At 68.8% G+C, this 21286-nt stretch carries 19 protein-coding genes and 1 tRNA gene; 9 read left to right on the forward strand and 11 right to left on the reverse strand.

All coding sequences use genetic code 11. The features are described from left to right. Nucleotides 1-4: 4 nt before the first annotated feature. Complete coding sequence (locus ODI_RS16285) at nucleotides 5-1210, reverse strand: MFS transporter (RefSeq protein WP_067752138.1); 1206 nt, start codon at nucleotides 1208-1210, stop codon at nucleotides 5-7. Between the two features lie 266 nt (nucleotides 1211-1476). On the opposite strand from ODI_RS16285, the gene ODI_RS16290 reads away from it, so the two are divergent. After that, nucleotides 1477-1551: transfer RNA gene (locus ODI_RS16290), tRNA-Arg, on the forward strand. Nucleotides 1552-1576: 25 nt separating this feature from the next. On the opposite strand, the gene ODI_RS16295 is transcribed toward ODI_RS16290, so the two are convergent. The 4 genes from ODI_RS16295 to ODI_RS16310 form a co-directional block, all read right to left on the reverse strand. After that, nucleotides 1577-1954 carry a ribbon-helix-helix domain-containing protein gene (locus tag ODI_RS16295; protein WP_067752141.1) on the reverse strand — a complete coding sequence of 126 codons (378 nt, stop codon included), beginning with the start codon at nucleotides 1952-1954 and terminating at the stop codon, nucleotides 1577-1579. Between the two features lie 108 nt (nucleotides 1955-2062). After that, nucleotides 2063-2641: a DJ-1/PfpI family protein gene (locus ODI_RS16300; RefSeq protein ID WP_067752144.1), complete on the reverse strand. Its 579-nt coding sequence runs from the start codon at nucleotides 2639-2641 to the stop codon at nucleotides 2063-2065. A gap of 143 nt (nucleotides 2642-2784) precedes the next feature. Continuing rightward, entirely contained in the window at nucleotides 2785-3276 is a 492-nt protein-coding gene (ybaK, locus tag ODI_RS16305) for a Cys-tRNA(Pro) deacylase (protein ID WP_067752147.1), read from the reverse strand. Nucleotides 3277-3430: 154 nt separating this feature from the next. Then, nucleotides 3431-4411, reverse strand: coding sequence for a tripartite tricarboxylate transporter substrate binding protein BugE (locus ODI_RS16310; RefSeq protein ID WP_067752149.1), 981 nt, complete (start codon nucleotides 4409-4411; stop codon nucleotides 3431-3433). 216 nt (nucleotides 4412-4627) lie between these two features. Here ODI_RS16310 and ODI_RS16315 point away from each other — a divergent pair, with 216 nt between their 5' ends. Continuing rightward, entirely contained in the window at nucleotides 4628-5521 is an 894-nt protein-coding gene (locus tag ODI_RS16315) for an AEC family transporter (protein WP_067752152.1), read from the forward strand. 130 nt (nucleotides 5522-5651) lie between these two features. Here the strand turns inward: ODI_RS16315 and fumC are convergent, their stop codons facing one another. Continuing rightward, nucleotides 5652-7040, reverse strand: coding sequence for a class II fumarate hydratase (gene fumC / locus ODI_RS16320; protein ID WP_067752155.1), 1389 nt, complete (start codon nucleotides 7038-7040; stop codon nucleotides 5652-5654). A 144-nt stretch (nucleotides 7041-7184) separates the two neighbouring features. Here fumC and tsaE point away from each other — a divergent pair, with 144 nt between their 5' ends. The 4 genes from tsaE to miaA all read left to right on the forward strand — a co-directional run bounded on the left by tsaE (nucleotide 7185) and on the right by miaA (nucleotide 12006). Further along, nucleotides 7185-7748, forward strand: a complete 564-nt coding sequence (tsaE, locus tag ODI_RS16325; RefSeq protein WP_074046786.1) for a tRNA (adenosine(37)-N6)-threonylcarbamoyltransferase complex ATPase subunit type 1 TsaE — start codon at nucleotides 7185-7187, stop codon at nucleotides 7746-7748. Then, the gene (locus ODI_RS16330) at nucleotides 7676-9049 is read left to right on the forward strand and encodes an N-acetylmuramoyl-L-alanine amidase (protein WP_067752161.1); all 1374 of its coding nucleotides are present in this window, start codon (nucleotides 7676-7678) and stop codon (nucleotides 9047-9049) included. Before tsaE ends, ODI_RS16330 begins: the two co-directional genes overlap by 73 nt. Nucleotides 9050-9172: 123 nt before the next feature. After that, nucleotides 9173-11056 (forward strand): DNA mismatch repair endonuclease MutL, encoded by a 1884-nt coding sequence (mutL, locus tag ODI_RS16335; protein WP_067752164.1) that lies wholly within the window; start codon nucleotides 9173-9175, stop codon nucleotides 11054-11056. Next, complete coding sequence (gene miaA / locus ODI_RS16340) at nucleotides 11053-12006, forward strand: tRNA (adenosine(37)-N6)-dimethylallyltransferase MiaA (protein ID WP_067752167.1); 954 nt, start codon at nucleotides 11053-11055, stop codon at nucleotides 12004-12006. The genes mutL and miaA overlap by 4 nt, the downstream gene beginning before the upstream one ends. Nucleotides 12007-12039: 33 nt before the next feature. Here the strand turns inward: miaA and ODI_RS16345 are convergent, their stop codons facing one another. Then, on the reverse strand, nucleotides 12040-13008 hold the full coding sequence (locus ODI_RS16345; RefSeq protein WP_067752170.1) for a threo-3-hydroxy-L-aspartate ammonia-lyase: 969 nt from the start codon (nucleotides 13006-13008) through the stop codon (nucleotides 12040-12042). Between the two features lie 151 nt (nucleotides 13009-13159). On the opposite strand from ODI_RS16345, the gene ruvB reads away from it, so the two are divergent. After that, nucleotides 13160-14227: a Holliday junction branch migration DNA helicase RuvB gene (gene ruvB, locus ODI_RS16350; protein ID WP_067752173.1), complete on the forward strand. Its 1068-nt coding sequence runs from the start codon at nucleotides 13160-13162 to the stop codon at nucleotides 14225-14227. Between the two features lie 39 nt (nucleotides 14228-14266). Here ruvB and ypfJ read toward each other — a convergent pair whose 3' ends face one another. The 4 genes from ypfJ to ODI_RS16370 are packed head-to-tail and all read right to left on the reverse strand — an operon-like array spanning nucleotide 14267 to nucleotide 18893. Further along, nucleotides 14267-15118, reverse strand: coding sequence for a KPN_02809 family neutral zinc metallopeptidase (ypfJ, locus tag ODI_RS16355; protein WP_067752175.1), 852 nt, complete (start codon nucleotides 15116-15118; stop codon nucleotides 14267-14269). Nucleotides 15119-15158: 40 nt separating this feature from the next. Continuing rightward, nucleotides 15159-15749: a DUF924 family protein gene (locus tag ODI_RS16360; RefSeq protein WP_067752178.1), complete on the reverse strand. Its 591-nt coding sequence runs from the start codon at nucleotides 15747-15749 to the stop codon at nucleotides 15159-15161. Between the two features lie 44 nt (nucleotides 15750-15793). Next, nucleotides 15794-17620 carry a DNA helicase RecQ gene (gene recQ, locus ODI_RS16365; protein WP_067752181.1) on the reverse strand — a complete coding sequence of 609 codons (1827 nt, stop codon included), beginning with the start codon at nucleotides 17618-17620 and terminating at the stop codon, nucleotides 15794-15796. A 49-nt stretch (nucleotides 17621-17669) separates the two neighbouring features. Beyond that, a complete protein-coding gene (locus ODI_RS16370; RefSeq protein WP_082985249.1) occupies nucleotides 17670-18893 on the reverse strand; it encodes a hypothetical protein in 1224 nt (407 codons plus the stop codon). Nucleotides 18894-18997: 104 nt separating this feature from the next. Between ODI_RS16370 and ODI_RS16375 the strand changes: the two genes are divergently transcribed. Beyond that, nucleotides 18998-19699, forward strand: a complete 702-nt coding sequence (locus ODI_RS16375; protein ID WP_067752183.1) for a response regulator — start codon at nucleotides 18998-19000, stop codon at nucleotides 19697-19699. Continuing rightward, a complete protein-coding gene (locus ODI_RS16380) occupies nucleotides 19696-21171 on the forward strand; it encodes an ATP-binding protein (protein ID WP_082985250.1) in 1476 nt (491 codons plus the stop codon). Before ODI_RS16375 ends, ODI_RS16380 begins: the two co-directional genes overlap by 4 nt. The last annotated feature ends 115 nt before the right edge of the window (nucleotides 21172-21286 follow it).

Below are 21286 nucleotides of genomic sequence, written 5' to 3' on the forward strand. Positions count from 1 at the left end.
GGGATCAGGCCGGTTGCGGCTGGGCCAGGGGCCGTTCTTTGACAGGCAGACATAGTAGAGCAGCAAGCAGCGCCAGGGCCAGCCCCAGCCACCAGACGATGTCGTAGCTGCCCGTCAGGGCATAGACCCGGCCACCCAGCCAGACGCCCAGGAAGCTGCCCACCTGGTGCCCCAGGAAGACGATGCCGGACAACGTGGCGGCATAGCGGAACCCATAGATCTGGCCGATGAGCCCCTGCGTGAGGGGCACGGTGCCGAGCCAGAAGGTTCCCATCCAGGCCGCGAAGACGTACAGCACGAAAGGCGTGAGCGGCATCAGCATCAGCCACAGGATGCCGATGGCGCGCAGGCCGTAGACCCATGCCAGCAGCATCTTCTTGCTGTACATGCCGCCCAGCTTGCCCGCGCCGAAGGAGCCCGCCACGTTGAAGAGGCCGATCAGCGCCAGCGCGATGGCGCCATTGCCAGCGTTCAGGCCGCGGTCCGATACGTAGGCCGGCAGGTTCAGCGTGATGAAGGCCGTGTGGAAGCCGCAGACCGCGTAGCTCCAGAACAGGAAATGGAAAGACGGGTGGCGCGCCGCCTGCCGGATGGCCGCGCCCAGCGACTGCTGCACCACGCCGGCTGCCGGCGCGGCCGGCTTGCCGCGCAGCCACCAGGCCAGCGGCAGCGCCGCGGCCACGAACATCGACAGCATCAGCAGCGCCCCCTGCCACTGCATCGTGTCGATGAAGAACTGCCCGCTGGGCACGATCAGGAACTGTCCCAGCGAACCGCCGGCGCTGGCCACGCCCATCGCGGTGCTGCGCGACGCGGGCGGCACCACGCGGGCAATCACGGGCAGCACGACGGGGAAGGTGGTGCCTGCCTGGCCCAGGCCGACCAGCACGCCCGCGCTCAGCATCAATTCGAGTTCAGACGAGGCGAAGCGCGTGCCGATCATGCCCAACGCGTACAGGAACGCGCCCAGGGCGATGGTGCGCCCGGAACCATAACGATCGGCCAGGATGCCCATGCCGATACAGGCCGCGCCCCAGACGATGTTCTGGATGGCGAAGGCCATGGAAAAGACCTCGCGGCCCCAGCCTTGCGCCAGCCCCATGGGCTGCATGAAGAGGCCGAAGGTGGCACGCACGCCCATGGCGAACAGGACGACGAGCGTACCGACGATCAGGGTACGCGTTGCATTGGTTTCCGAGGACTGGGACATGAATGCCTTCCGATGTGAGGCCACGCGGCGCGTGGCCCTCCCGCGCTCTTGATGGGCGGGTGCAGGGCATCATATAGAAATAACGTCGGGCTGGCCGCAAAAGCCCTGTTGGCGGGGCAGCCATGCCGGCCAACGACTGACAGCAAGCTGAATTCCCATCCGGAACAGGCAAACGCAACACCGGCGCCAGCAGCCCGGAATGCTATGATGCGGACCGCCTGCCAGCCAGGCGATTACCAGTGCCGCGCGCATGCCGGCCGGGCAGCCTCGCCGTAGTTAAATGGATATAACTTCCCCCTCCTAAGGGGAGATTACAGGTTCGATTCCTGTCGGCGAGGCCAGTCTTTTGCGCGACCCGCCCTGCCCTCACGCCGCCGCGTGCAGCGGCCGCGGATCGTAGAGATCTTCCGCCAATCCCTCGAATACATCCGCCGCGTCCAGCGACCGCACCCTCGTGCCCGGGTCGGCAGAAATCCGTCCGTCCGCGCGCAGCATCTGGTAGCGCAGGCAGCACACCCGCAGGAAGGACGTGAAGTTGGCCGCCTCGCCGCGGTACTCGACCAGCTCGTCGTAGAGTCGCTCGATCAGTTGCGCCACGCGCATGCCGTCGCGCGCGGCGATGTCTTCCAGCACGCGCCAGAACAGCGATTCCAGCCGCACGCTGGTGGCCACGCCATGCAGGCGCATCGAGCGCGATTCGCAGGCATAGGACTGCGCGTTGGCGCGAATGAAGATTTCACACATGGGGATCCTCCGTCGCGGACGCCAGGCGGGCGCGCCCGCGTCCTGTCCCAGACCCAGCGCCGCCACCGGCAGCGAACGGGCGGGTGGCGGCGCTGGCGAGGGGGAGCCTCAATGTACGATCTTTGTTCCCAGCACCGCAAGGAACTGGGCCAGCCAGGCCGGATGCGCCGGCCAGGCGGGCGCCGTGACCAGGTTGCCGTCGGTGTGGGCCGCGTCGATGGCGATGTCGGCATACTTTCCGCCCGCCAGCGTCACCTCGGGCGCGCAGGCCGGATAGGCCGAGCAGCTGCGGCCGCGCAGCACGTCGGCCGCGGCCAGCAGTTGCGCACCGTGGCAGACGGCGGCAATGGGCTTCTTCGCCTGGTCGAAATGGCGCACGATTTCCAGCACGCGCGCGTTCAGGCGCAGGTATTCCGGCGCACGGCCGCCCGGGATCACCAGGGCGTCATAGGCTGCCGGATCGACCTTGTCGAAGTCGGCGTTCAGCGTGAAGTTGTGGCCGCGCTTTTCGCTGTAGGTCTGCGCGCCGTCGAAATCGTGGATGGCGGTGGCGACCTGCTCGCCCGATTTCTTGTCGGGGCAGACGGCGTCCACCTTGTGACCCACGGCCAGCAGGGTCTGGAACGGGACCATGGTTTCATAGTCCTCGGCGTAGTCGCCGACCAGCATCAGGATTTTCTTGCTCATGGAAGTCTCCGGTAGGGGCGGTTGACGGCGGCGCGTGCCCGAACGTTGTCCGGCGCGCGCCGGGGGTGTTGTTCTTGTCCGTCGATTGTGCCGCCCGTGCCGAAGACGGGGGTGGTATTCCCATACCGCAAGCGCCCGGGCCGCTACTCGGCCAGCGCCACCGTCACCGGCCGCGCTTCCAGCAGGCGCAACAGCACCTGCGGGTCCAGGCTCAGCAGGTAGCCCCGCCGTCCGCCGTTGATGTGGATCAGCGGGCAATCCAGGATGCTGGCCTCGACCCACACCGGCATGCGCTTGCGCGTGCCGAAGGGCGAGGTGCCACCCACCTGGTAGCCCGAATGCCGCTGCGCGGTATCGGGATGGCAAGGCGTTACCTTCTTCAGGCCCGCCTGCCGCGCCAGGTTCTTGGTGGACACCTCGCAATCCCCATGCATGAGCACGATGAGCGGTCGCGCCGCCTCGTCCTCCATGACCAGCGTCTTGACCACCGTATGCGGATCCAGCCCCAATTGCCGCGCCGCCTCGGCGCTGCCGCCGTGGTCCACGTAATCGTAGGTGTGCTCCGTGAACGCCACCCCCGCGCGCCGCAGCGCCTGCGTGGCCGGCGTCTCCGACACATGCCTGCTCTTGCTCATGCTTACCACCCATCCTGAACGGCCAAAAAAATAGCGAGCCGAAGCTCGCTATTTTCTCACCAAAGAACCTCAGCCCTTCCGGGCGCCGCGGAACTGGCTCTGCCAGTCCGCAGGCGCGCCCCTGGGGGAAGGCGCAACGCGCCTCGGGGGGGCCTCAGTTCAGGGTGATCTTCTGCTTGGTCACGATTTCCTTGGCCCAGTCGTACTGCTGCTTGATTTCCTTGGCGAACTCTTCAGGCGTGTTGCCCGATGCCTCGGAACCCTGTTCCTTCAGGACCTGGATGACCTTGGGGTCCTTCAGGGCCACGACGGCGGCGTCACGCAGCTTGTTGACGATTTCCGCGGGCGTGCCGGCGGGCGCCAGCAGGCCATACCAGACGGGCTGGTTCACGACCGGGAAGCCGGCTTCCTCGAAGGTGGGCACGCCCTTCAGCGTGTCCAGTTGCTTGGGCCATGCGATTGCCATGGCCTTCAGCTTGCCGGCCTGGATCTGTCCGTTGGACGAAGGCAGGTTGTCGAAGATGATTTCGATCTGGCCGCCGACCGTGTCGGCAATGGCGGGACCCGAACCCTTGTAGGGCACGTGGACGATGTCGGTGCCGGTGGCCATCTTGAACGATTCACCCATCAGGTGCAGCACGCCGCAGGTGCCCGAGCTGCCGTAGGAATACTTGCCGGGATTCTTCTTCAGCTCTTCCAGGAAGCTCTTGAAGTCCGTGGCGGGGAACTTGGGGTTCACCGCGAGCACGTTCGCCGTATTGGCGAAATTGGTGACCGGCGCGAAGTCCTTCAGCGGATCATAGGGCAGGTCGTTGGGGCGGCAAGCCGGGTTGACGGCCATGGTGGACACCGTGGCGATCGACAGCGTGTAGCCATCGGGCGCAGCGCGTGCGGCATCGGCAGCGCCAATGGCGCCACCGGCGCCACCCTTGTTCTCGACGACCAGCGGCTGGCCGAGCTCCTGCGCCATGCGCTGGGTGACCAGACGCGCGATGATGTCTGTCGAACCGCCCGGGGCGAACGGGACGATGATGCGAATCGGCTTGTCGGGATAGGCGGCAAAAGCCTGGGGGGCGGCCATGATGGCGGCGGCGCCTGCGAGGGCTGCGACAACGGCGGTACGCGTGGTCTTCATGTGGGATGCTCCTTTCCTGATCGTGTCTCTATATTGAATTCGTAAAACCGGCGCTTTTGACGCTAAAACATGCTGTTACGGTTCGAACTGCGGAGAATATCAGCAAAGTGAAAGGTAAACGGCCAGGGAAACCTGGGGGTTTCCCCTATGTCTGCCGAAGGCCTTTCTCTCTATCTTCAGCCGCTACCCTCTCCGCCCTGCCGCGCCGCACAAACCATGTCAGTCCTGTTTCTCGTCATGCCCGAATTCCTGCTGGTGGCGCTGGGCAGCCTGCTGCGCCACCGGGCGAAATTCAGCGCGGAATTCTTCGCAGGACTTGAACGGCTGGTCTACTTCGTCCTGTTTCCGGCAATGCTGTTCCAGTCCATCCTGCGCACCCCCATCACGCCGGATGCGGCGGCCGACCTGTTCCTGGGCACCAGCGCGGTACTGGGCACGGGCATCCTGCTGGCCATGCTGGCGCGTCCCCTGTTGCGGCCCGAGCCGGTGGCCTACGCCTCCGCCGTGCAGTGCGGCTATCGCTTCAACACCTATATCGGCCTGGCGCTGGCCAGCAACCTGGCGGGCAGCGCCGGCCAGACCGTCATGGCGCTCATCGTGGGTTTCGCCGTTCCCATGGCGAACGTCGCCGCCGTGCATGCCCTGGCGCGCCAGGGCGGCGGCCGCGTGTTCCGGGAAATCCTGCGCAACCCGCTCGTGATCGCCACCCTGGCCGGCCTGGTGGCCAACCTGGCGGGCCTGCGCCTGCCAGGCCCCATCGACGTGGTGCTGGCCCGGCTGGGCGCGGCAGCCGTGGCGCTGGGCCTGCTGTGCGTGGGGGCCAGCCTGAGCTGGCAGGCAGGAAGCCGCCACGGCAAGCTGGTGGGCTGGATGCTGGGCGTGAAACTGCTGGTGCTGCCGGGCGTGGCATTGGGGGTGGCCCAGGTGCTGGGCCTGGACCCGGTGGAACGCCAGATGCTGCTGCTGTTCGCGGCGCTGCCCACCGCATCGACGGCCTACGTGCTGGCCGTGCGCATGGGCGGCGACGGCCGGCTGGTGGCCTTGCTGATCTCCGCCAGCACGGTGCTCTCGGCGATCACGATCCCGATCTGGCTGGCGGTGGCTGGATAGCCAAGGCACATGCATCGAGCGCGGCTCGCTGCATGCACAGGTGCAATCCCGGGGCGTAGCGGAGCCGGCTTTGCCGGTCCGCCAACGCCGCCCCCTTGAGGGGGAGGCGCGCAGCGCCTCGGGGGTGGGCCTATTTTTTGCCCGTCATCTGCGCGGGCACGACCCACTGCTCGAACTGCTCGGCGGTGACGTACCCCAGCGCCAGCGCCGACTCGCGCAGCGACAGGTTTTCCTTGTGCGCCTTCTTCGCGATCTGGGCAGCCTTGTCGTAGCCGATGTGCGGGTTCAGCGCCGTCACCAGCATCAGCGACCGGTCGACCAGTTCCTGGATGCGCTCGCGGTTGGGCTCGATGCCCGCCGCGCAGTGCTTGTCGAAGCTGGCCAGGCCGTCGGTCAAGAGGCGCACCGACTGCAGGAAGTTGTGGATGATGACCGGCTTGTAGACGTTCAGTTCGAAGTTGCCGCTGGCGCCGCCGATATTGATGGCGACGTCGTTGCCCAGCACCTGGGCCGCCAACATCGTGAGCGCCTCGCACTGCGTCGGATTGACCTTGCCCGGCATGATCGAGCTGCCCGGCTCGTTCTCGGGAATGCTGATCTCGCCCAGGCCCGAACGCGGGCCGCTGGACAGCCAGCGCACGTCGTTGGCGATCTTCATGGCGGCGGCGGCCAGGGTCTTCAGCGCGCCGTGCGCGAACAGCAGGCCTTCATGGCCGGCCAGCGCCTGGAACTTGTTGGGAGCGGACACGAAGGCGACGCCCGTGTCCTTGGCCAGGGCCTCGGCCACGCGCACGCTGAACTCGGGATGCGCGTTCAGGCCGGTACCGACGGCCGTGCCGCCGATGGCCAGCTGATGCAGGCCCGGCAGCGACGCACGGATCTGCTGCGCCGCCAGGTCCAGTTGCGCCACGTGGCCGGACAACTCCTGGCCCAGCGTGAGCGGCGTGGCGTCCTGCAGATGGGTGCGGCCGATCTTCACGATGTCGGCAAAGGCCTGGCTCTTGGCTTGCAGGGTTTCGCGCAGGGCCATGAGCGAGGGCAGCAGGCGCTGCTCGACTTCCAGCGCGGCGGCCACGTGCATGGCGGTCGGGAAGACGTCGTTGGACGACTGGCCGCGGTTCACGTGATCGTTGGGGTGCACCTTGCGGGCCTCGCCCCGCTCGCCGCCCAGGATTTCCGACGCGCGATTGGCCAGCACCTCGTTCATGTTCATGTTGCTCTGCGTGCCCGAACCGGTCTGCCAGACCGACAGCGGGAATTCGCCGGGCCAATGGCCGTCCACGACCTCGCCAGCGGCCTGCTCGATGGCGCGGGCCAGCTTGGGATCCAGCTCGCCCAGCTCCGCATTGACGGTGGCGGCCGCGCGCTTCAGGCGGGCAAGGGCGTCGACCAGCGCCACGGGCATTTTCTCGGTGGAGATGGCGAAGAACTGCAGCGAACGCTGCGTCTGGGCGCCCCACAGATGGTCGGCGGGCACTTCGATGGGACCGAATGTGTCTTTTTCGATACGGACGGACATGACGATCAGGCTCCGGTGCGGACCTCGGTGGACCGAGATCAATTGAGAACTGTTATCAACATTGCCCAAGGATAGCAGACCCGTCCCGTCCCCGGTTCCTTGGCCTTCCTATAATCCCGCCTATTCCTTGCCCGGATGACCGACATGACAGCCCTGGCCACGTTAAGCCTTGATCTTCCTGATGAAATTGCCACGCAGACGCTGGCACACCAGCTCGCGCCGCTGGCCATCGACCGTCCCCGGGACGCGCCGGCCGATGCCCCGCCGGGTCCCGCGGCAGGGGGACGCATCCACCTGCGCGGCGACCTCGGGGCGGGCAAAACCACGCTGGTGCGAGCGCTGCTGCGGGCCGCCGGCATTACAGGTCGTATCAAAAGTCCAAGCTATGCCCTGCTTGAATCTTATAAAATTTCTAACTTATACTTCTATCATCTTGATTTTTATAGATTTAGCGACCCGCGAGAATGGTTGGACGCGGGATTGCGCGACATCGTGCGCCACGATGCGCTGGTTTTGATCGAATGGCCCGAGCGGGCGCAGGGTCTTCTGCCCCCGCCCGACCTGGACGTCGAACTGGTGTACGCAGGTGAAGGCCGGCGCGCGCAACTGACCGCTTTTTCCGCGAGAGGGCAAGCATGGCTGACAGCACTGAACACTCCCGACGCGGCCTCCCCCTCGCCGCGGAAGCCGCCACCCGGCGGCGCCTGATCGGCGCGGCAGCGACGCTGCTGCTGCTGCCCGTCCTGCCGCGCGTCGGCTACGCGGCCACCATCCTGGCGGTGCGCACCTGGCCCGCCGACGAATACACCCGCATCACCCTGGAACTGGACAGCGAGCTGAAGGCCGAGCACTTCACGCTGGAAGGCCCGCATCGCCTGGTCGTGGACATCGACGGCCTGACGATGACGCAGGCGCTGAACGACCTGGTCTCCAAGGTGCGTCCGGACGATCCCTACATTGCCGCGGTCCGCGTGGCCCAGAACCGCTCCAACGTGGTGCGCCTGGTGTTCGACCTGAAGCAGCCCATCGCGCCGCAGGTCTTCACGCTGAAACCCGTGGGCGACTACCAGTACCGCCTGGTGCTGGACCTGTACCCCAAGGTCGCGCAGGACCCCATCGTCGCCCTGCTGAACAAGCAGGACCAGCTCGACGACGACCCGCTTGCGAAGATCCTGGAAGACATCGCCAACAACCCCACGACGCCGGGCGAGGCCCTGCCGCCCGCGCCCTCGGTGCCCGGCCAGATCGCCGCGCCCAAGCCCTTGCCCACGCCCGAGACGCGGCCGGTGCCCCGCCCTGGCCGCCGCCGCACGCTGACCATCGCGCTGGACCCTGGCCATGGCGGCGAGGACCCCGGCGCCATCGGTGGCGGCGGCACGCGCGAAAAGGACATCGTGCTGCAGATCGCGCGCCGCCTGAAGGGCCGCATCGACGCCACGCCCGGCATGCGCGCCTACCTGACCCGCGACAACGACTTCTTCGTGCCGCTGCACGTGCGCGTGCAGAAGGCGCGCCGCGTGAAGGCCGATCTATTCATCTCCATCCATGCCGACGCCTGGATCAAGCCCTCGGCGCGCGGCTCGTCGGTGTTCGCGCTGTCCGAACGCGGCGCCAGCAGCACCACGGCGCGCATGCTGGCCAACAAGGAAAACGCGGCCGACCTGATCGGCGGCGTGAACCTGGGCAGCCAGGACAAGCAGATCGCCAAGGTCCTGCTGGATCTGTCCACCACGGCGCAGATCAATGATTCGCTGAAGGTGGGCTCGGCCCTGCTCGACGAGATCAAGAACGTCAACCGCCTGCACAAGCCGCGCGTGGAACAGGCGGGCTTTGCCGTGCTGAAGGCGCCGGACATCCCGTCCATCCTGGTCGAGACCGCCTTCATCAGCAACCCTGGCGAAGAGCGCCTGCTGCGCGATCCGAACCACCAGGAAAAGCTGGCGTCGGCCATGATGACCGGCATCCGCCGCTACTTCGACGACAATCCGCCGCTGGCTTCGGTCGGCTAAAGGCGCGCCCGGCAAGGTGTCGCCGCGCCGCCGGCCCGCCCGGGGCCCGGCGGCTACAATCATCCTCCCTGCTTTTTCTTGCGGCCCGCGCGCCTGTGCGCCACGGGCCCGCCGCCATTGCCCATGTCTGACCGCCGCGCCATTGCCGCCCTGCCCGACCTGCTGATCAGCCAGATCGCCGCGGGTGAAGTCATCGAGCGTCCCGCCTCGGTGCTGAAGGAGTTGCTGGAGAACGCCGTGGACTCCGGCGCGCGCGCCATCGAGGTGCGCCTGGAAGGCGGCGGCATCCTGCGCATCGCCGTCACCGATGACGGCTCCGGCATCCCCCCCGAGGAACTGCCGCTGGCGCTGGCCCGCCACGCCACCAGCAAGATCCGCGACCTGAACGAACTGGAGTCCGTCGCCTCGATGGGCTTTCGCGGCGAGGCGCTGGCATCCATCGCCTCGGTCGCCCGCCTGACGCTGACCTCGCGGGTGCGCGGCGCGCCGAACGCCTGGCAGATCCGCGGCGGCGACCGTGAAGCCGAGCCCGCCGCCGGGCCGCCCGGCACCACCGTGGACGTGCGCCAGTTGTTCGACAGCGTGCCCGCGCGCCGCAAGTTCCTGCGCTCGGAAGGGACGGAACTGGGCCATTGCCTGGACGCGCTGGAGCGCGTCGCGCTGGCGCAGCCGCACATCGCCTTCCGCCTGACGCACAACGAACGCGTGCAGCGCCACTGGCTGCCCACCGATCCGCTGCAACGCATCCGCGACGTGCTGGGCGCCGAGTTCACCGAGCATGGCCTGCCGCTCATGGCCGACGTGGGCGCCGCCTCGCTGTCGGGCATGATCACGCGGCCCACCGCGGCGCGTGCGCGCGCCGACCGGCAATACCTCTATGTGAACGGCCGCTATGTGCGGGACCGCACGGTGTCGCACGCCTTGCGCTCGGCCTATGCCGACGTGCTGCACGGCGACCGCCAGCCCGCCTATGTGCTGTTCCTGCAGGTGGACCCGGGCGCGGTGGATGTGAACGTGCATCCCGCCAAGCACGAGGTGCGCTTCCGCGACAGCGGCGCGGTCCATCGCTTCGTCAATCAGTCCGTCAGCCGGGTGCTGGCGCAGACGGGCGGCCAGCAGGCCGATGCGGCGGCAGGGCCCACAGGCGACGCTGCCGCGCCTGGCATCGCGCCACCGCCTGCGGAGGGCTGGGGCACCGCGCCTGCCCAGCAAGGGGCAAGCGCCCCGGGCGCGGCCTCCTCCGTCGACTGGCCCCCGCCGCGTCCGCACACGCAATCGGCCTTCCGCCTGCAGGAGAACGGCGCGGCCTACGGCGCCACGCGCGACTGGCAGTCCCTGTACCGGCCGCTGGCCGACGCCACGCCTGCCGCGCCCACCCCGGCCTTTTCCCAGAACGCGACGCACGCCTTCGATCCCGCCGAGGACATGCCGCTGGGCATGGCGCTGGGCCAACTGCACGGCATCTACATCCTGGCGCAGAACCGCCGCGGCCTCGTGCTGGTGGACATGCACGCCGCGCACGAACGCGTGGTCTACGAACAGCTGAAGCAGGCACTGGACCAGCACACGCTGCCGCGCCAGGACCTGCTGGTGCCCGTGGTCTTCAACGTGCATGAAAAGGACGTCGGCCTGGTCGAGGAACACGCAGAGCAGCTGGAAGCGCTGGGCTTCGTGCTGCGCCCGGCGGGGCCCGCCGCCATCGCGGTGCGCACCGTGCCCGCCATGCTGGCCAACGGCGACATCGAGACCATGGCGCGCGCGGTGCTGCGCGACCTGGGCGCCGTGGGCGTCTCGCAGCTGCTGACCGAGCAGCGCAATCACCTGCTGTCCACCATGGCCTGCCACGGCTCGGTGCGCGCCAACCGGCGCCTGACGCTGGAAGAGATGAACGGCCTGCTGCGCCGCATGGAAGAGACCGAGCGCGCGGACCAGTGCAACCACGGTCGTCCCACCTGGACGCAGTGGTCCCTGTCCGACCTCGACAAGCTGTTCCTGCGCGGCCAATGAACACGCTGGCCCCCGACGCGCCGGTCCTGTGCCTGACCGGCCCGACCGCGGCCGGCAAGAGCGCCGCCACGCTGGCCATCGCCGCGCGCTGGCCCGTGGAAATCATCAACGTGGATTCCGCCACGATCTATCGCCGCATGGATATCGGCACGGCCAAGCCCAGCGCGGCCGAGCGCGCCGCCGTGCCGCAGCACCTGCTGGACATCCTCGACCCCTTGCAGTCCTATTCCGCCGCCGAGTTCCGGCAGGACGCGCTGCGGCTCATCGCCGATATCCGCGCACGAGGACGCATCCCGCTGCTGGCGGGCGGCACGATGCTGTACTACAAGGCCTTGCGCGATGGCCTGGACGACCTGCCGCAAGCCGACGCCGCCGTGCGCGCCGAACTGGACGCCCGCGCGGCGCGCGAGGGCTGGCCCGCGCTGCACGCCGAGCTCGCGCGCATCGACCCCGTCACCGCCGCGCGCCTGGCGCCCAACGACAGCCAGCGCATCCAGCGCGCGCTGGAAATCCACCGCCTGTCGGGACACCCCATGTCGGCCTTGCTGGGCCAGGCCCGTGCCGAGGATGCGCAGGCCATCGCCCTGCACGCCATCAGCCTGGAGCCGGATGACCGCCTGGCGCTGCATGCGCGCATCGCGCAACGCTTCGACGCCATGCTGGCCGCGGGGCTGGCCGACGAGGTCCGGCGTCTGCGCGCGCGTGGCGACCTGCACCCCGGCCTGCCTTCCGTGCGCTGCGTGGGATATCGCCAGCTTTGGGCCTGGCTGGATGGCGAGGTCGATGCGGAGACCGCGCGCGAGCAAGGCATCGCCGCCACTCGCCAGTTGGCCAAGCGCCAGCTGACGTGGCTGCGCGCGTGGCCGGGCCGCGACGTGATCGACTGCATGGCGCCCGAGGCCGCCGCGCGCGTGGTGGACCGCTGCGCGGCCTTCCTTCCGTCTGCCTGACGCGAACGCCCGTCAGCGCAACGGCCCGCCGGCTCAGTTGCCTGCCAGCGTCTTGCCGTAGGCGATGAGATCGACGTTGCCGCCGCTGATGACAATACCCACGCGCTTGCCCTTGATGGGCAGCACAGGCTGCAGCGCGGCCGTGGCGGCCAGCGCGCCGGTGGGTTCCACCACCAGCTTCATGCGCTGCGCGAAGAAGCGCTGCGTGGCTTCCAGCTGCGCGTCCTGCACCGTGACGATGTCGCTGACCTTCTCGCGGATGATGCCGAACGTCAGCTGGCCCAGGTTGGTGGTCAGTGCGCCATCCGCGATCGACACCGGCGTCGGGATGCGCACGATCTCGCCACCGCGGAACGAGCGCTGGCCGTCATTGCCCGCCTCGGGCTCCACGCCGATGACCTGGCAGCGCGGGCTCAGCGTGGCCGCCGACAGCGCGCTGCCCGACAGCAGGCCGCCGCCGCCCAGGCAGACGAACAGGTAGTCCAGCTCGCCCGTTTCCTGGAACAGTTCCATCGCCGCCGTCCCCTGCCCGGCGATCACGTCGGCGTGATCGAAGGGCGGGATCAGCACCATGCCGCTTTCCTCGCGCAGGCGGGTGGCCAGCACTTCGCGGTCGTCCTTGTAGCGGTCATAGATGACGACCGTGCCGCCATAGCCTTCCGTGGCGGCGCGTTTGGCCGCGGGCGCGTCGTGCGGCATGATGATCGTGGCCTTCACGTCCAGCAGGCGCGCGGCCAGCGCGATGGCCTGGGCATGGTTGCCCGACGAGAACGTGACCACGCCCGCGCGCCGTTCCTCGGCGCTCAGGTTCGCGATGGCGTTGTAGGCGCCGCGGAACTTGAAGGCGCCCATGCGCTGGAGGTTCTCGCACTTGAAGAACAGCGAGGCGCCGGTCAGGGCGTCGGCGGTGGCAGAGGTCATCACCGGCGTACGGTGGACAACGCCTTTCAGGACGCCCGCGGCGCGGACGACGTCATCATAGGTGGGCAGTGTCAGGCTCATGCAGGTTCCGGCGGTTACGGGTGGGTCGGGCGTGGCAAGAAAAAAACACGGCGCCGCGACCCGAAGGGCGGCGCCAGGATTTCCGATGATAAACCCACGCAGCGCGTGGATGGCTGGTGTACGATGACTGTCCGTATATCCAGTTGTCATCATGGCTATCCAGTCCGACCCTCTCTCGACCCGTGCAGACGCCCCTCGCCTGGTAACGCCCGAGCCCGTCTCGCGCAACGAGGAGTCGGTCGAGCGGGCCTTGCGCCCACGCATGCTGGACGAATACGTCGGCCAGCAACGCGTGCGCGAACAGCTGGAAATCTTCATCCAGGCCGCGCGCCAGCGCGGCGAATCGCTGGACCACGTGCTGCTCTTCGGCCCGCCCGGCCTGGGCAAGACCACGCTGGCGCACATCGTCGCGCACGAAATGGGCGTGAACCTGCGCCAGACCTCCGGCCCCGTGCTGGAACGCCCGGGCGATCTCGCGGCGCTGCTCACCAACCTGGAAAAGAACGACGTTCTCTTCATCGACGAAATCCACCGCCTGTCGCCCGTGGTCGAGGAAATCCTCTATCCGGCGCTGGAAGACTTCCAGATCGACATCCTCATCGGCGAAGGCCCCGCGGCGCGCAGCGTCAAGCTCGACCTGCAGCCGTTCACGCTGGTGGGCGCCACCACGCGCGCAGGCATGCTGACCAACCCGCTGCGCGACCGTTTCGGCATCGTGTCGCGGCTGGAGTTCTACTCGGCGGCCGACCTCACCCGCATCGCCGTGCGCAGCGCGGGCCTGTTGCAGGCCGTCATCACCGAGGACGGCGCCGCCGAAGTGGCGCGCCGGGCCCGCGGCACGCCTCGCATCGCGAATCGTCTGCTGCGCCGGGTGCGCGACTACGCCGAAGTCCGTGCCAACGGCGTCATCGACGCCGACGTCGCCAGCGCCGCGCTGGGCATGCTGGAAGTCGACCCGCAAGGCCTCGACCTCATGGACCGCAAGCTGCTGGACGCCATCGTGCACAAGTTCGACGGCGGCCCTGTCGGCGTGGACAGTCTGGCCGCGGCCATCGGCGAAGAACGCGACACCATCGAGGACGTCATCGAGCCATACCTGATCCAGCACGGCTACCTGCAGCGCACGCCACGCGGCCGCATGGCCACGCAGACCACCTGGCGCCACCTCGGCCTGGCCATCCCCGCCGGGTCGCAAGGCCCCGATCTCTTCAGCGCCTGAGCCGCCCGGGCCGCGCGCTGGCCCTCTTGCGCCGAACGCTCAGGAGCCTGCGGCGAACGTGTCGCACTGGGCTATCTGGCCGCTGCTGTAACCGCGCTTGAACCACGCGACGCGCTGCGCGGAACTGCCGTGCGTGAAGGAGTCGGGCACGATCGTGCCCTGGTGCTTGCGCTGCAGGGTGTCATCGCCCACCGCGCTGGCCGCTGCAATCCCTTCCTCGATATCGCCAGGCTCCAGGATGCCGCGCGCGGCATCGGCATGATGCGCCCAGATGCCCGCATAGCAATCCGCCTGCAGTTCCAGCTTGACCGACAGCTGGTTGGCCTGCGTGGCCGACACCTGGCTGCGTTGCTGGTTGACGCGGCCCAGCGTGCCGAGCAGGTTCTGCACGTGGTGGCCCACCTCGTGCGCAATGACGTAGGCACGCGCGAAATCGCCGGGGGCGTTCATCTGCGTTTCCATTTCCCGGAAGAAACCGAGATCGATGTAGACCTTGCGATCGGCGGGGCAATAGAACGGCCCCATGGCCGACTGGCCGGTGCCGCAAGCCGTGGGCGTGGCGCCCCGGAACAGCACCAGCGCGGGCTCCTGGTAGCGGCCGTTGGTCTGCTGCGCGAACACCGCCTGCCAGGTGTCCTCGGTTTCGCCCAGCACACGGGCCACGAACTGGCCTTGCGGATCGTCGGCCGGCACCGACTGCGAGGGCGCCTGTTGCGTGGCGCCCTGCTGCTGTTGCGCCAGGTCCAGCACGATGTTGGGGTCGACACCGAAATACATGGCCACCAACGCCAGCACGATGGCGCCGATGCCGATGCCGCCCTTGCCCACGCGTGGCCCGCCTGCACGGCGGTCCTCGACATTGGTGCTTCTGCGGGAATTGCCGAGCTTCATGGGGAAATGCTCCAGAGAGGGCCGTCGGCCGCGAGGCGGCTCAGAACGACGAGCCCGGTTGCGTGAGGAATGCCAGCTCTTCGTCGGTGCTGGGCCGGCCCAGTTGCGCGTTGCGGTGCGGGAAGCGGCCGAAACGCGCGATCACATCGCGATGCCGTTCGGCGTAATCCACATAGCCCTTGTACTCCTGCCCCGCCACGCGCGCCAGATCCTGGTAGAGCGCCACGCAGCGGCGCTGCAGCACGAGATCCTCGGCATGCTCGAAAGGCAGGTAGGCGAACACGCGCTGCACCGGCCGCAGGGCCAGGTGCAGGCCGGTGGCGACCAGGCGCTGCGCCGCTGCCCGCGCCAGCGCATCGCCGCTGAACGCGCGCGCCGTGCCACGCCAGACATTGCGCGTGAACTGGTCCAGCAGCAGGATGCGCGCCAGCGTGCCCTCGGGATGCGCATCCCAGGCGCGCAGGCCGCCCGCGACGGCGACGTCGATCTGCGCGCCGAAACGAGAGAGGATCTCGGCGTCGAACGCCACGCTCTTCTGGAACCAGGCCTGGCGCGGGCGCAGGTGGCCAGGCTCGCAGGGCGCCAGAAACCAGAAATCCAGGACATCCTGCCAGTCGGGACGCGTCGTCATGCCTGCTCCTTGGGAAAGTCGATGATGCGGCGGGGCGTGGCGGCTCAGGCCGCCTGCGCCACGCACTCCAGGATGTCGTCGCCGTAGGCCTCCAGCTTGCGCGCCCCCACGCCGCTGACGTGCCCGAGGTCTTCCAGGCTTTCGGGCCGCGCCAGCGCGATTTCGCGCAAGGTGGCGTCGTGGAAGATGACGTAGGCGGGCACGCCGTGATTGCGCGCGACGTCGCCGCGCCAGGCGCGCAGGGACTCGAACAGGGCCTGGGCCTCGGCGGGCAGGTCGGCGACCGCCGGCTTGCTGCGCGGCGTGGCCGCCCGGTTGCGCGCCGCGGCGCGCTCGGACTCGCGGCGCAACATCAGCGTGCGTTCGCCCTTGAGCACCGCGCGGCTGCCTTCAGTCAGCGCCAGCGTGCCATAGCCTTCGGTATCCACGGTGAGCAGGCCCTGGGCCAGCAGCTGCCGCAACACGCTGCGCCAGGCGGTGTCGGACAGGTCCGCGCCCACGCCGAAGACGCTCAGGGTTTCATGGCCGTGTTGCGCCGTGCGTTCGTTTTTTTTTCCGCGCAGGATATCGATGATGTGGCCTGCGCCGTAACGCTGCCCGCGCTCCTTCCACAGGCGATACACCGCCGACAGCACTTTCTGCGCGGCCACCGTGCCATCCCAGGCCTGCGGCGGTTCAAGGCAGGTGTCGCAGTTGCCGCAAGGCGTGATCCGCTGCCCGAAATAGGCCAGCAGGCGCTGGCGCCGGCACTCCACGGTCTCGCACAGGCCCAGCATGGCGTCCAGCTGCGCCCCCAGGCGGCGGCGGAAGGCATCGTCGCCCGGCGAGTCGTCGATCATGCGGCGCTGCTGCACGACGTCCTGCAGGCCATAGGCCAGCCAGGCGTTGGCCGGCAGGCCATCGCGGCCGGCGCGGCCGGTTTCCTGGTAGTAGCCCTCGACCGACTTCGGCAGGTCGATGTGCGCCACGAAGCGCACGTCGGGCTTGTCGATGCCCATGCCGAAGGCGATGGTGGCCACCATGACGATGCCGTCTTCGCGCAGGAAGCGCGACTGGTTGGCCGCGCGCACCGGCGCGGGCAGGCCCGCGTGGTACGGCAAGGCCGAGATGCCCTGCGCGCTGAGATAGGCGGCGGTGTCTTCCACGCGGGAACGCGAGAGGCAATACACCACGCCGGCATCGCCCGCGTGTTCGGTGCGCAGGAAATCCAGCAACTGGCGGCGCACGTCGTTCTTCTCGACGATGCGGTAGCGGATGTTGGGACGATCGAAGCTGGCGATGAAATGCCGCGCGTCGTCCAGCGCCAGGCGCTGCGCGATCTCGGTGCGCGTGACGTCGGTGGCCGTGGCCGTGAGGGCGATGCGCGGCACGTCGGGCCACTGCTCGTGCAGCATGGACAGCTGCAGGTACTCCGGACGGAAGTCGTGCCCCCATTGCGACACGCAGTGCGCCTCGTCAATGGCGAAAAGCGCGATGCGGCCGCGCTCGAGCAGCGACAGGCAGCGGTCGGTGACCAGGCGTTCGGGCGCGACGTACAGCAGGTCCAGCTCGCCCGCCAGGAAGGCTTGCTCCACCTCGCGGGTGGCATTCCAGTCCTGGGTGGAATTCAGGAAAGCCGCGCGCACGCCGAGTTCGGTCAGCGCGTCGACCTGGTCCTGCATGAGGGCGATGAGGGGCGACACCACGATGCCGGTGCCGGGCCGCACCAGGGCAGGCACCTGATAGCACAGGGACTTGCCGCCACCCGTGGGCATGAGCACGAGGGCGTCGCCGCCATCGATGACCTGCTGGACGATGGCCTGCTGCTCGCCGCGAAAGGATTCATAGCCGAAGACCCGCTGCAGGACTTCCAGGGCACGGGTATCAGACATTGGGGGTAACGGGAGCAATCATGGCCGGCATTTTACGCGGCCCCCACTCCTAGCGCAGCAGGCTGCCGGACAAAATGTCCACAGGCATCGTCAACTGCATGCGCATGGCGTAGTCGCCCGACACGGCGTCGCGGTCGGCCCCCAGCACGAATCTGGTGCGCGGCGTGAGATCCAGGCTGTGCTGGACCCCCAGGCGCTGCTCGGTGAACGCACCCTGGTCGCGCAAGCCGTTGTAGGTGCCGCTGAAGGTGCCGTAGCCGCCGCCCAGCGGCACGCCCGCCGTGACGATGTTGCGCTGGTTGGCGCTGCCTGCCGGCCCGCTGGTGTAGCCCGCCAGGTCGCCATAGCCCTCCTCGGTGGCGATGGCGCGATAGCCCAGCTTGAAATAATCGGTCAGGGCGACGTTGTAGCCCAGCTCGTAGCGCCAGCCCGCGCCGCTTTGCAGCGATCCCTGCGTGGCGCCCGCCTGCACGGTGCCCCACTGGCCGGCCGAGTAGATGCCGCCCACGCCCATCACGGACATATCCGGCGCCCGTTGCAGCTGGCTTTCGACGGTGAAGTCCGAGGTCAGGCCGTAGCGCACTGCGCCGCCGCCCACCGAGGGACCATAGGTCAGGCCGCCGGACTTGGCGTTGGCGTCGGAATAGTCGAGGCGGCCCACCGTCGAGGAGTAGCCCAGCCTGCCTTCGGGCATCACGCTGTTCGCCGCGCCGCTCCAGTTCGCCAATTGCACCCCGCCAATATTCGCGGCGGAGCCCCAGCGCGGCACGTTGGATTTCACGCTGCCCACGCTGACCGCCGGGCCGCCCGCCTGGCGGTAGACCCAGCCGCGCTGGGCATAACGCATGCCGGAGAGACCGGCGACCGGCGCGAAACGGCGCGCCGTCTGCTCGGGCGAGCCCACCACGTCCACGGCGGCGTTGCCGTCCAGGTCGTAGGCAATGTGGTAATCCCAGTCGTACTGCGGCCCGAAGTCCTGGATGTCGGCGTGCGGCGGGGTGACGAGCTGCGTCGAGCCGTCTTCCTGGGTGATGATGACGGGCGGCGGCAGCGGCGCCAGGGGGACGGACTGGAACTCCGAGGGGGGCGGCCGCACCGAAAAGACCTGGGCGGGCGACAGCGCTGAAATGCCCGATGGGGCATCGGCCGTGCCATAAGCGGCGTCCGGGTCCAGGTAGTAGGGCTGCGCGGCAGCCGGCGCCTGTATCGCCACGAGGCAGGCGGCTGCGCACCACGCACGCCTGCCGATCCAGTACCAGAAATTCCGCCGCATTCGAATATTCTAGGATTTACGATCCGCCCCAGGCTAGCGCAGTTGCATTTCAGGCCGTTACATGCGGCTTGCCGCCCTGCCGCCGTCAGGCGACACTCCCCGCCATGGAATCCTCTCGCATCAAGCTGCTGGTGGTCGACGACGACCCTGCCCTGCGCCAGTTGCTGGCCGACTACCTGAACCGGCACGGCTACGACACCCTGCTCGCGCCCGACGCCACCGACCTGGCCACGCGCATCGCGCGCTACGCCCCCGACCTGCTCGTGCTGGACCGCATGCTGCCGGGCGGCGACGGGGCGGATGCCTGCCGCCGCCTGCGCGAGCAGGGCGAGGACATCCCGGTCGTGCTGCTGACCGCGCGCGACGAAACAGTCGACCGCATCATCGGCCTGGAGGCCGGCGCCGACGACTACCTGGGCAAGCCCTTCGATCCGCGCGAACTGCTGGCCCGCATCGAAGCGGTCTTGCGGCGCAAGAGCGGTCCCTCCGCGCTGACCAAGGACGCCCCCGTCCCCTTCGGCCCCTTCATCTTCGACCCCGTCACGCGCCAGCTGACCCGCGAAGGCGAAGTCGTGCGCCTGACCGGCGGCGAGATCAACCTGCTGGAAGCGCTGGTGCGCAACGCCGGCAAGCCGCTCTCGCGCGAGCGCCTGCTGGCGCTGGCGCGCGACGACGACGCGGGCGAACGCAATGACCGCGCCATCGACATCGCCATCCTGCGCCTGCGCCGCGCCATCGAGGACGACCCCAAGCAGCCGCGCTGGATCCAGACCGTCTGGGGCATCGGCTACCGCTTCGCGCCATGAGCGGCACGCGGCCACCCGAAGGCGCCCCGCCCGCCCCAGCCAGCGCCGCCAAGCCCTCGTCCCGGCTCCGCCTCCTGCTCACGGCGCTGCTGCCCCGCACGCTGCACGCCCGCCTCATCACCCTGGTGCTGGGCACGGTCCTGCTGGCCCAGGCCGCCACGCTGGCCAGCATCTCGCACTACCAGCGCCACTACCTGGACGCCGTGGCCGTGGACCTCATCGCCACCACGATCCGCACGCTGCAGGCCTCGGTGGGCATCGTCCCGCCCGAGCACCGCGTGGAGTTCGTCAAGCGCGCCTCGCAGAACCAGTGGCGCCTGTGGTGGCGCCGCCTGCCTGCCGACGCCAAGCTGCAACGGCGCGAACGCGACGGCCGCCCGCCCCCGCCTCCGCCCTGGTGGGACCGGGGCCATGACGACATCCGCCGCAGCCTGCGCAGCCTGGTCGACCGCCTGAACAGCCACCTGGGCGAGGACACCCGCGTGGCGCTGTCGCGCGGCCCGCGCCCGCAGCTTTTCATTTCGCTCTCCACCCAGTTCAACCAGCTGGACCCCGCCGACAGCGAATGGCTGGTCATCCCGCTGGACCGCATCGACCCGCCGGTGTCGGGACCGCTCTACGCCGTCTGGTTCGGGGGCCTTGGCCTGGTGCTGCTGGTCGCGGTGGGCTTCTCGTGGCACATCTCGCGTCCCATCACCCGTCTGGCCCAGGCCGCCGACCAGTTGGCGGCGGGCCAGCCCAGCCGGGTCAAGCCCTCGGGGCCGCAGGAAACCCAGGTACTGGGCGAACGCTTCAACGCCATGCTGGACGCGCTGGCCGAATCGGAAAGCGTGCGCCGCACGCTGCTGGCCGGCCTGCCCCACGACCTGAAAGGCCCGCTGTCGCGGATGTGGCTGCGCATCGAGATGGCCGAGGACCCGGCGCTGAAGGACGGCCTGCGCAAGGACCTGAAGGACATGCAGGGCATGGTCGACCAGTTCATCGGCTTCGTGCGCGGCACCGACCCGGGCACCTACCGCTACACGGACTGGGTCATCAACGACTGGCTGACCGAACGCGTCGGCGCCTGGGAAGGCAGTGGCGCCGCCGTGACGCTGACCGACCGCACCGCCATGCCCCTGACAGTGCACGCCGACGCCGCGGCCCTGGAGCGCCTGCTGGACAACCTGGTCGGCAACGCGCTGCACCACGGCGCGCCGCCCGTGGACGTGGCGCTGCGACGCCAGGACCAATGGCTGTGCCTGAGCGTCTCGGACCACGGCAGCGGCATTCCCCCGGACCGCCGCGAAGACGCCCGCCGCCCCTTCAGCCGCCTGGACGACGCCCGCACTCGCACGGGCAACGTCGGGTTGGGGCTGGCGCTGGTGGATGCGATTGCGCGGGCGCACGATGGACGGATGTCGCTGGAGGAGGCGGAGAGCGGGGGGCTTCGGGTGGAAGTGTGGCTGCCGATACAGTCTGCCGCTGGCTAGCGGTGAGCGGGGTGGGGGGGTCGAGGTTGTAGACCGCTGGGTTGACGGCTTTGTGCACCCCGCTGGGTTGACGGCTTGTGCACCGCTAGGTTGACGGCCGCCGAGTGTGGTCGTG

Origin of the sequence: Orrella dioscoreae, assembly GCF_900089455.2 — a bacterium.
Taxonomy (GTDB): domain Bacteria; phylum Pseudomonadota; class Gammaproteobacteria; order Burkholderiales; family Burkholderiaceae_B; genus Orrella; species Orrella dioscoreae.

What these genes read in the sequence shown, in the direction of transcription:
- ODI_RS16295 (WP_067752141.1), bottom strand. Translation starts at nt 1,954, where the DNA reads ATGTGTGAAATCTTCATTCGCGCCAACGCGCAGTCCTATGCCTGCGAA.
- tsaE (WP_074046786.1), top strand. Translation starts at nt 7,185, where the DNA reads ATGACAGCCCTGGCCACGTTAAGCCTTGATCTTCCTGATGAAATTGCC.
- ODI_RS16285 (WP_067752138.1), bottom strand. Translation starts at nt 1,210, where the DNA reads ATGTCCCAGTCCTCGGAAACCAATGCAACGCGTACCCTGATCGTCGGT.
- ODI_RS16345 (WP_067752170.1), bottom strand. Translation starts at nt 13,008, where the DNA reads ATGAGCCTGACACTGCCCACCTATGATGACGTCGTCCGCGCCGCGGGC.
- miaA (WP_067752167.1), top strand. Translation starts at nt 11,053, where the DNA reads ATGAACACGCTGGCCCCCGACGCGCCGGTCCTGTGCCTGACCGGCCCG.
- ybaK (WP_067752147.1), bottom strand. Translation starts at nt 3,276, where the DNA reads ATGAGCAAGAGCAGGCATGTGTCGGAGACGCCGGCCACGCAGGCGCTG.
- recQ (WP_067752181.1), bottom strand. Translation starts at nt 17,620, where the DNA reads ATGTCTGATACCCGTGCCCTGGAAGTCCTGCAGCGGGTCTTCGGCTAT.
- ypfJ (WP_067752175.1), bottom strand. Translation starts at nt 15,118, where the DNA reads ATGAAGCTCGGCAATTCCCGCAGAAGCACCAATGTCGAGGACCGCCGT.
- ODI_RS16370 (WP_082985249.1), bottom strand. Translation starts at nt 18,893, where the DNA reads ATGCGGCGGAATTTCTGGTACTGGATCGGCAGGCGTGCGTGGTGCGCA.
- ruvB (WP_067752173.1), top strand. Translation starts at nt 13,160, where the DNA reads ATGGCTATCCAGTCCGACCCTCTCTCGACCCGTGCAGACGCCCCTCGC.
- ODI_RS16315 (WP_067752152.1), top strand. Translation starts at nt 4,628, where the DNA reads ATGTCAGTCCTGTTTCTCGTCATGCCCGAATTCCTGCTGGTGGCGCTG.
- ODI_RS16310 (WP_067752149.1), bottom strand. Translation starts at nt 4,411, where the DNA reads ATGAAGACCACGCGTACCGCCGTTGTCGCAGCCCTCGCAGGCGCCGCC.
- ODI_RS16300 (WP_067752144.1), bottom strand. Translation starts at nt 2,641, where the DNA reads ATGAGCAAGAAAATCCTGATGCTGGTCGGCGACTACGCCGAGGACTAT.
- fumC (WP_067752155.1), bottom strand. Translation starts at nt 7,040, where the DNA reads ATGTCCGTCCGTATCGAAAAAGACACATTCGGTCCCATCGAAGTGCCC.
- ODI_RS16360 (WP_067752178.1), bottom strand. Translation starts at nt 15,749, where the DNA reads ATGACGACGCGTCCCGACTGGCAGGATGTCCTGGATTTCTGGTTTCTG.
- ODI_RS16380 (WP_082985250.1), top strand. Translation starts at nt 19,696, where the DNA reads ATGAGCGGCACGCGGCCACCCGAAGGCGCCCCGCCCGCCCCAGCCAGC.
- ODI_RS16375 (WP_067752183.1), top strand. Translation starts at nt 18,998, where the DNA reads ATGGAATCCTCTCGCATCAAGCTGCTGGTGGTCGACGACGACCCTGCC.
- mutL (WP_067752164.1), top strand. Translation starts at nt 9,173, where the DNA reads ATGTCTGACCGCCGCGCCATTGCCGCCCTGCCCGACCTGCTGATCAGC.
- ODI_RS16330 (WP_067752161.1), top strand. Translation starts at nt 7,676, where the DNA reads ATGGCTGACAGCACTGAACACTCCCGACGCGGCCTCCCCCTCGCCGCG.